General features: G+C 64.5%; 6 protein-coding genes and 1 pseudogene. 6 read left to right on the forward strand and 1 reads right to left on the reverse strand.

The annotated features are described in order from the left end of the window. Positions 1-119 precede the first annotated feature (119 nt). The 4 genes and pseudogenes from ACVWY0_RS08010 (at position 120) to ACVWY0_RS08025 (ending at position 4,116) form a co-directional block, all read left to right on the forward strand. Positions 120-2,224 (forward strand): annotated as a pseudogene (locus tag ACVWY0_RS08010) (rhamnogalacturonan lyase family protein). A 28-nt stretch (positions 2,225-2,252) separates the two neighbouring features. After that, positions 2,253-3,086, forward strand: a complete 834-nt coding sequence (locus tag ACVWY0_RS08015; RefSeq protein WP_485836209.1) for an aldo/keto reductase — start codon at positions 2,253-2,255, stop codon at positions 3,084-3,086. Between the two features lie 133 nt (positions 3,087-3,219). After that, entirely contained in the window at positions 3,220-3,486 is a 267-nt protein-coding gene (locus tag ACVWY0_RS08020; RefSeq protein WP_248763117.1) for a GlsB/YeaQ/YmgE family stress response membrane protein, read from the forward strand. 111 nt (positions 3,487-3,597) lie between these two features. Beyond that, complete coding sequence (locus tag ACVWY0_RS08025) at positions 3,598-4,116, forward strand: hypothetical protein (protein WP_485836210.1); 519 nt, start codon at positions 3,598-3,600, stop codon at positions 4,114-4,116. Positions 4,117-4,265: 149 nt separating this feature from the next. Here ACVWY0_RS08025 and ACVWY0_RS08030 read toward each other — a convergent pair whose 3' ends face one another. After that, the gene (locus tag ACVWY0_RS08030; RefSeq protein WP_485836211.1) at positions 4,266-4,841 is read right to left on the reverse strand and encodes a DM13 domain-containing protein; all 576 of its coding nucleotides are present in this window, start codon (positions 4,839-4,841) and stop codon (positions 4,266-4,268) included. A 282-nt stretch (positions 4,842-5,123) separates the two neighbouring features. Between ACVWY0_RS08030 and ACVWY0_RS08035 the strand changes: the two genes are divergently transcribed. Both ACVWY0_RS08035 and ACVWY0_RS08040 read left to right on the forward strand, forming a co-directional pair. Next, entirely contained in the window at positions 5,124-6,914 is a 1,791-nt protein-coding gene (locus ACVWY0_RS08035) for an HNH endonuclease signature motif containing protein (RefSeq protein ID WP_485836212.1), read from the forward strand. Positions 6,915-7,054: 140 nt separating this feature from the next. After that, positions 7,055-7,417 (forward strand): hypothetical protein (locus ACVWY0_RS08040; RefSeq protein WP_485836213.1); only part of this gene is annotated, 363 nt, incomplete at its 3' end.

The following is a 7,417-nucleotide window of genomic DNA, read 5'->3' on the forward strand; positions in this document are numbered from 1 at the left end:
ATTTACAACGTTCTAAATACTCGGAATTCCCACCGGGTGCAAGGGTTGATTTGTGGCGCACACCCCCACCAAGTTACTGGGGAAGCGTTTTCCCAATCCAAAATTGAAAGGATTCACTGATGAATCCGAGCAGGATATCTGTGCGCCGTTTTTTGGTGGCCGCAGCTGCTGGCCTTGCCTTGACCGTGGGGTGCCTCACCACCCCGGCAGCCGCCGTCGGGCCTTCCGCGAAGCCCGCCACGGCGGGCGTACAGCTGGATTATCTGGACCGCGGGCTGGTTGCTGCCGGCACATCCGAGGGCGTCTTCCTGAGCTGGCGCCTCCAGGGCCACGAGGCAACGGGCTCGTCCGCCACAGGCCTCACCGGCACCGACTTCAATGTGTACCGCGACTGCCGGAAGCTCGCAACAGCCACGGACAGCACGAACCACCTTGATGCCGGCGGAACCGCGTCGTCGGCATATGACGTGTGTGCCGTCGTCGGCGGCGTTGAACTGGACCGAAGCGCCACAGCCACCTCGTGGGGCGGCAACTTCAAGGACATCCCGCTGAAGAAGCCCGCCGACGGCGTGACGCCCGCCGGCCAGGCGTACACCTACTCGGCGAACGATGCTTCGGTGGGAGACGTCGACGGCGATGGCCAGTACGAGTTCGTGGTCAAGTGGGATCCAAACAACTCCAAGGACGTCTCCCAGGTGGGCTACACGGGCAACACCTACGTGGACACCTACAAGGCCGACGGCACGCTGCTCCACCGGATCGACCTGGGCGTCAACATCCGGTCCGGCGCCCACTACCCCCAGATGCTGGTGAACGACTTCGACGGCGACGGCCGCTCCGAAATGATGTTCAAGACAGCCCCGGGCACCAAGACCATCTCCTACAACCCGGACGGCTCGGTGGCCGCAGAATCCTTCATCTCGCTGCTGCAGAAGGACCTCGACGCAGGCTACGCCAACTCCGACGATTACCGGATGAGCGCCGCCGACTACTACGAGCACATGGTGGACACGTTCATGGGCTGGAGCGACCACCCCGAGGTGAAGGCCGGCAACTGGCCCGCCACCCTGGAAGAAGCGTTCGGCATCGCCCCGCAGTACCAGTACCCGCTGTCCCGGACAGATGCCGAAGCGGTAACGGACTACTTCATGGATGTCTATGCGCCGGCCCGAAGCGCCCGGAACACCCTGCGGGCCTTTGAGGGCTTCATCGTTTCCGGCCCGGAATACCTCACCGTCTTTGAAGGCGCCACGGGCAAGGAACTGAAGACGGTAGCGTATGAGCCCGGCAGGCACGACGACGGCCTGATGTGGGGCGACTACGCCATGCACGTCACGGACATTGATCCGGCCCGCCCCCGGCAAGGAGATCTTCACGGTGCATGAAGGCGGCACGTACGCCCCCTACGGCTACGCAATGCGCGACGCCGCCACCGGCGAGGTACTGTTTGGCACCTACTCCGGGAAGGACACCGGCCGCGGCATGATCGGCGACGTGGATCCGGCCGTCCCCGGCATCGAGAACTGGGCCATTGGCATGCAGTCGGCTGACGGCGACAAGCTTTCCGCCACCAGTCCGGGCACCAACATGAGCATCAAATGGGCTGCGGACATGACAACACAGATCATCAGCGGCTCCGGCGACCAGACCCCCACCATTGACGACTGGAAGCGCGGCAGGCTGCTCACCGCCACGGACACCCGGACCAACAACGGCACCAAAGGCACCCCGAGCCTCGTTGCAGACGTCGTGGGTGACTGGCGTGAGGAGATGCTGGTCCGGACGGCCGACAAGCACCGAAGCGACCAACCACAAGCTCTACACACTCATGCACGACCCGCAGTACCGCGCCGAGGTGGCCAGGCAGAACACCACGTACAACCAGCCGTCTTACACGGACTACTATCTGGCCTCGAACATGCACTTCGGAAATGTGCCGCTGCGCGCGGCCTGGCTTCCGGGCAGTGTGAAAGCCCTCCAGCAGGCTGTGGAGGACCTGGTTGAGTCCGGCGACGTGGCGGGCCCGGTCGCGAAGCAGCTGGCAGCGGGTGTGCAGGAGGCGGCAAAGGCAGTGGACGACGGCGATGCCTCCCAGGCGGCACAGGCCATCCAGCGCTTTGTGGAATTCCTGGACCAGCAAAAGAAGCCCGATCAGGTATCCGACGTGGCACGAACAGTACTCGACTACCAGGCCGGAAATATTCTCCGGGCATTCGAAGGCTAGGAACGCGAAAGCACGGCAGACTGTTGAAATGACTCTCTCACCGCTCATCACGCTCAATGACGGCCACGGCATCCCGCAACTGGGGCTCGGCACCTGGCCGCTGGACGACGAACAGGTGACTGCCGCCGTCGTACATGCCCTGGAAGCCGGGTACCGGCACATCGATACGGCAGTGAAATACGGCAATGAGGAAGGTGTTGGGAACGGCATCCGCGCCAGCGGGGTGAACCGGAGCAAAATTTTCGTCACTACCAAGCTGGACGGCGAATTCCAGGGCCAGGACCGCGCGGTGGCGGGCTTGGAGGGGTCGCTGACCCGTCTGGGGCTGGACTACGTGGACCTGCTGCTGATCCACTGGCCGCTCCCTGGACGTGATGATTTCGTCTCGACGTGGAAAACGTTCGAGCGGCTGCAGGCGGAGGGCAAAGTCCGGTCCATCGGCGTCTCCAACTTCAAACCGGCACACCTGGAACGGCTGCTGGCCGAAACCGACGTTGTGCCTGCGGTAAACCAGATCCAGCTGAGCCCCGCGATCACCCGCGAGGCGGAACGGGAGTTCAATGCCGGGCATGGAATTGTCACCGAATCGTACAGCCCGCTGGGCGGGTCGGGGGCAAGCCTGCTGACCGCTCCCCTCCTTGCGCAGCTCGGCGAAAAATACGACAAGACCCCGGCTCAACTGGTGCTGCGCTGGCATATTGAGAAGGGACTTGTAGTCATTCCAAAATCGGGAAATCCCGAGCGGATGCAGGAAAACCTGGACATCTTCGATTTCTCCCTGGATCGGCAGGATCTCGCGGAACTTGCCATCCTGGACGACGGGCCCGGCGCCGGTAACGATTCGGACGCAACAGGGCACTGAGAGGGCCCGAACAGGCTTTCCGCGGAGATTTAGAGTGGCGAAAAGAAAGTAAGCATGATTAGTATTGGGGCAGAGGGATGAAGCGCGCCCGGGATCCGGGCGCCTCCCTGATGTAGGAAGAAGGAACGACAAAATGGGTTTCTTTGCATTTTTGATTCTTGGCCTTATTGCCGGCGCGATCGCTAAGGCAATCCTTCCAGGCAAGCAGGGTGGCGGCTGGATCATCACCCTCATCCTGGGCGTCGTCGGTGCGTTCCTCGGCGGCTGGCTTGGCGGAATGATTTTCGGTACCGGCCTGCAGGAGTTCTTCTCGCTGCAGACCTGGCTGCTCGCGATCGCCGGCTCGATCATCGTGCTGCTGGTTTACGGCATGATCACGAAGCGCAGCGTCCGCAGCTAACTTCGTCACCGGCATGAATACCGGCCCTGGGACAATATCCCGGGGCCGGTTTTCTTTCCCCCGGCCACGCGGATCGGGGACTGACACCTTCTCAACGAGCAGGAGTTCACTATGAAATCAAAACTACTTTTAGGTATCGGCATCGCGGCCGGCTACGTCCTGGGATCGCGGTCCGGCCGGGCAGCGTACGACAAGCTCAAGGCCAGGGCGGCGAACATCTGGGACAGCAAGCCGGTCCAGGACAAGGTCAGTGCCGCCACGGAGGCCATCAAGGAGAAGGCTCCCGAGGTGGCAGACCAGCTCGGTGAGGCCGCGCGCCGGGCGGGCACAGTCATCAGCTCCGCCGTCCACCACGACGCCGCGTCCGGCACCAGCAAGTCCAAAACGTCCGACGCCGGCACCTCCGTGGGTGCCTCCGGCACCGCTGCGGTTGGCAGCGCTGCGGCCGGCAGTACTGCGGAGGGCGATCACGTTCCCGCCCACAGCACGCACCCGGAAACGGTGAACCTGGGGACATCGGACGTTGAGTCCGACCCCGCCCTTAATGACACCCAGGGCCAGGACTGGTCCGGTGAAGGCGGCGCCACTGCTGCCGGTGCAGCAACGAACGTTGACCCCCGACGGGAATGATCCGGGATCGTTGCCGGGACGTTACGCAGGATTCGCCGTGTGACACGGAAGCCACGTTGAAATTGTGCTAAAAATGGTCGTTGCTGGCCGCCGCGCTCCTTGGGGGACGCGGCGGCCAGCCGCGTTTCAGGTCATGGCCACATGCCGGCTCAGGTGACCAGCTCGGCAGCACCGAACGACACGCTGAACTGAACGCACCACAGGTCAACTGACGGGTACTTCGACAGATCAACGTCGGCGGGAATCTGGTAAACCTGATTGCCCTGATTTCCCTTGATCAGGCCTAGGTCGTAGTAATCAGCGGAGCCGGCGGTGAACCACCCGGCCGTCCCGTCCACCACATGAGCGGCACTTAACCAGACGTGCACATCCGGACCATTGGACGTATCCAGGTTTTCGAGCGTGAGCAGCCTGGCGCCGTCAGGCTGCTGTACGATCCGGACAGTTCCCGTGGTGGCGTGTTCATGGCTGATCAGCGTACCCACAGCAAGCTGCACCGGGCCTGCAGGCATGGGTGTCGGAGTCGGCGCCAGGGGTGTAGGCGGAGTCGGTTGTGCTTGCGCGGGACCGCTGGCCACGATGGGAAGCTGTTCATCCACCTTCACGTCCACAAAGAGAAGCCAGGGCTTGAACAGCACAAGCCCAATCACCAGTCCTACCGCTGCAACGGCCGCCGCAGCGATGATCCAGGTCCGGCGTCGGTTTGGAGTTTGCTTTCCGCTCATGGACTTTCCGCTCATGGAATCATCGTCCGCGTATCCGCCGACCGGCGCAACCGACTGGCCGTAACCGGGTTTGCGGCCTTTTGGGGCGACGGCCGCAGTACGGGCATTAATGTCGTACCCCCTTGGCAGAGTATTCCTATGGAAGCTCTCGGGGATCAGCTCGCGGACGACGACGGCGGCACCACCGTGCTGACGCTCGCCTGTTCGGCTGTAGGGGGCGCTTCTAACACTGAGATATTCGACAGCGGCCAAAATGTCGCACCCCCACGGCAGAGTGTTCCTATGGAAGCTTTCGGGGATCAACTCGCGGACGACGGCGGCACCGCCGTTCTGACTGCCGACGCCGGGCTGGCTGCGGTGATCAACGCAGTGAACGCTGCCGCGGCCTCGGCTCCCGGGACGCTGGCGATGGCCGGCTACGTCGAGGCCGCCGATTTCGCCGGACTGGTTGAGGACCTCTCCCGGACCGTGGACTACCTCCAGATCCTCGCCGCAGGCGCCGTGGACCGCACCCGCACCCGCACCCAGGCCATCACCGCCGCCGCAGCCGCCCGCACCACCCGGTCATGGATCGCCGGCTGGGACATCGGCACCGAAACCCTGAACGAAACCGACGCCGCCTGGCCTGCCGGTACCACCGCCGGAAACCCCGGGACCGCCACCGGGAGCACCCGGACTGTTCCGCGGTCACCGGCCGATGACGGCTGCAAGAACACGGCCGAATTCCTGCGCCTCCGGCTCCGGATCGGGCGCAGTGAAGCCCAGCGCCGCATCCATCTCGCCCACAGCATCCTGCCTGCCACCACCCTCACCGGGGACCCCGTAGCTCCAATGAGGGAACACCTCGCCGCAGCCCTCACCCCTGCCGGCGCCACCAGCAGCTCGACAGAGACCAGCGCCGACGACGACGCCGTAACCCCGTTTCAGGCCGTGCCAGGGGCCGGGCCCGTGGTCTCCTCCCGCGCCGGGACCATCATCAGCGCCACCCTGGACCGCCTCAAGCACCACACCACCCCGGAGAACCTGGACCGGATCGAACACGACCTCACCCACACCGCCGCCACCGTGGACCCTGACTTCCTCGCCCGCGTCGCCCGCCGCTGGGCCGACACCCTCGACGCCGACGGCACCGAACCCACCGAAGAAGCACTCCGCCACACCCAAGGCGCGTTCATCCGCAAACCCCGCCACGGCCTCCACCACCTCGAAATCTTCGCCACCACCGACCAATACGAACACCTCGCCACCATCATGAACGCCGCCACCAACCCCCGCACCACCACCGGCACAGGGACCAGCACCTCCACGGGCACAGAAGCCGGGTCCGGGACCGGCATTCCCGACACCGGCCAGGGCAACAACGTCTGGCAGGACACAGACCTGGATCTGGACCGGCGCACCCGCTCCCAGAAACAACTCGACGGCATCATCGGCGCCCTCAAGGCCGCCCTGAGCACCAACTTGCTGCCCACCACCGGCGGGAACCGCCCCCAAATCCTCGCCACCATCAACTACCAAGACCTCCTCCCCAACCCGGCCACAGCCACCGGCGACATCGGCTACGGCACTGGCGACGGATTGGCGGCAGGAACAGGCACAGAGAACAGCGGTAATGGCACTGGAACGGGCACGGGCACGGGCAGCTTCACGTTCACCGGGCCCGTCGCGGCAACCACCCTCCGCAAACTCGCCTGCGACGCCGACATCATCCCCGTCCTACTCGGCACCAGCGGCGAAATTCTGGACCTCGGCCGCAAAACCCGGCTCTTCACCCCCGCCCAACGCCTCGCCCTCACCGCCCGCGACCAAGGCTGCACCTTCCCCAACTGCACGATCCCAGCCCCCTGGTGCGAAGCCCACCACATCACGTACTGGTCACACCACGGCCCCACCAACGTCGGCAACGGCGCGCTCCTCTGCTCCCATCACCACCACCTCATCCACAAAGAACAATGGACCATCCACACCCGCAACGGCGTCCCCTGGTTCACACCCCCACGCCACATCGACCCCACCCAAAAACCCCAACAAAACCACTACTTCAAACCACCACCCCCACCGCAGCAGGAATAGGCGACACGGCAACGCAAACGGGCAGCCGCCGTGCGGGAATAGGTACCTGCCAGCCCGCCGCTCTACTGTGGTCGGGCGCGTCCGACGACGACGGTGCCGTCCAGTTCTTCCGAGCGGACAGTCCTCACCGCGAAGCCCGCATGCGCCAGGATCGACGACGTCCCTGGGGCCTGCCGCTCGCTGGTTTCGATGATGAGATTCCCGCCCGGTCGCAGCCATCCGCTGGCCTCCGCAGCGACGCGGCGGTGGAACTCGAGTCCGTCAGCGCCGCCGTCGAGCGACAACAACGGTTCGTGCTCGCGTGCCTCGTGCGGCATGGAATCTATGGCGCCGGTGGGGACATACGGGGCGTTGACCGCCAGAACACGGATACGTCCCTTGATGGCGGGCGGCAGTGCATCGAACAGGTGTTACTCGTCGCGTTATTTGCCGATGTCGGCGTCGGTTTCGGTGACAACGGGCCGGGCATGGAAATGCCCCGCCGGAGGGTTTCGGCGGGGCAT

The organism is Arthrobacter sp. UYNi723 (genome assembly GCF_054057635.1).

What these genes read in the sequence shown, in the direction of transcription:
- ACVWY0_RS08015 (WP_485836209.1), top strand. Translation starts at nt 2,253, where the DNA reads ATGACTCTCTCACCGCTCATCACGCTCAATGACGGCCACGGCATCCCG.
- ACVWY0_RS08020 (WP_248763117.1), top strand. Translation starts at nt 3,220, where the DNA reads ATGGGTTTCTTTGCATTTTTGATTCTTGGCCTTATTGCCGGCGCGATC.
- ACVWY0_RS08025 (WP_485836210.1), top strand. Translation starts at nt 3,598, where the DNA reads ATGAAATCAAAACTACTTTTAGGTATCGGCATCGCGGCCGGCTACGTC.
- ACVWY0_RS08030 (WP_485836211.1), bottom strand. Translation starts at nt 4,841, where the DNA reads ATGAGCGGAAAGCAAACTCCAAACCGACGCCGGACCTGGATCATCGCT.
- ACVWY0_RS08035 (WP_485836212.1), top strand. Translation starts at nt 5,124, where the DNA reads ATGGAAGCTTTCGGGGATCAACTCGCGGACGACGGCGGCACCGCCGTT.